The sequence below is a fragment of the Kocuria sp. SM24M-10 genome (genome assembly GCF_001027955.1).
GTDB lineage: Bacteria > Actinomycetota > Actinomycetes > Actinomycetales > Micrococcaceae > Kocuria > Kocuria oceani.
In genome coordinates this window covers 1-1,240 of record NZ_LDNX01000064.1, presented here as the reverse complement: position 1 = coordinate 1,240, position 1,240 = coordinate 1, and the positions used below count along the sequence as shown (strand labels likewise).

The following is a 1,240-nucleotide window of genomic DNA, read 5'->3' as shown; positions in this document are numbered from 1 at the left end:
AGCGCTGCCGAACCGGGCGCGGCCGCACCGGGACAGGCGGAGCCGGACGCGGGCGAGCACACCGGCCCGTCCGCGCCCCGGGGCCCGGAGAGCGGTCGGCGGCCCGAGGACCGGCAGCCTGCGGCGGCACCGTCCCAGGAGGACGACCGTGCCGCCGCGCCGGCGGAGCCGGGGGCCGGCGCGGGGACGCCGCTCGCGCCGGGCGGCAGCGAGATCGAGCTGCTGCGCGCCTCCTGGCCGGAGATCGTCAACGCCCTCGCGGACATCCGCCGGGTCGCGTGGTTCACCGTCCAGCGCGGCACGCCGCAGTCCTTCGACGGCAAGGTGCTGCGCATCATGTTCGACGCCGAGGGCGACCTCATGAATTTCCCGCGCTTCGAGGACGACCTGCGACAGGCCGTGCAGCAGGTCCTCGGAATCGACTGCCGGGCCGAGGCCGTCCCCCCGGGCGGCGGGCACGGCCGGGGCGGCGGGGGAAGCGCCCCGCGCGGCCCGGAGCCGACGCCCCGCCCGTCCGGGCAGCGGGGCGAGCCCCGCACCGAGACGCAGCGCCCCGCCTCGCCCGCGTCGCCGACCGGCCCGACCGCCCGCGGCGGCGCCGACCGGCGCCCCGCCGGATCCGCGGGTCGGGCGGTGGAGCAGCGACCGCCCATGTCCCGGGACGCGGAGGCCCCGCGGAGCAGCACCGCAGGACCCGGCACCGCGTCCGGCACCAGCTCCGGCTCCGCCGAGGAACCCTCGTCCCCGGACGGGCCCCGGGGCGGGCAGGACGCGTGGCAGGCACACGGCCGGCCCGCCACGGACGCACCCGCGGAGTGGACGGATCCCGCGTGGGCCGACGAGCCCGTGCACAGCTGGTCCGTGGCCGCCATCCCGCAGAGCGGCGCGCCCGGCACCTCACCCGCGGCCACGACCCCGGCCGGGCCGCCGGCAGGGCCAGGGACCTCGACACAGACCGGGACCGGGTCCTCCACCGGGACCGAGTCCTCGACAGGGACCGAGTCCTCGACGGAGACAAGGACCACGGCAGAGACAGGGACCGGGAGTGCGACCGGGACACCGGCCGCTCCCCCGGCGGAGCGCGGTGCCGAGTCCCCCGCCGAGCAGCCTGGCAGCTTCCGGACATCCGGGGCGCCCCTGAGTTCCCCGGCCACCGCCGGTCCGGCCCGGGAGCCGGCTCGGCCTGCCGGACCCGGCGGCGCCGCACCCACCGCCGGCCCCGCCGCCCCGCCGCGCCGGG

General features: G+C 80.2%; 1 pseudogene. It reads left to right on the top strand.

Annotated elements, in window-relative coordinates:
* Nucleotides 1–1,240, top strand: a pseudogene (locus ABL57_RS22250) (hypothetical protein); the annotation flags it as partial.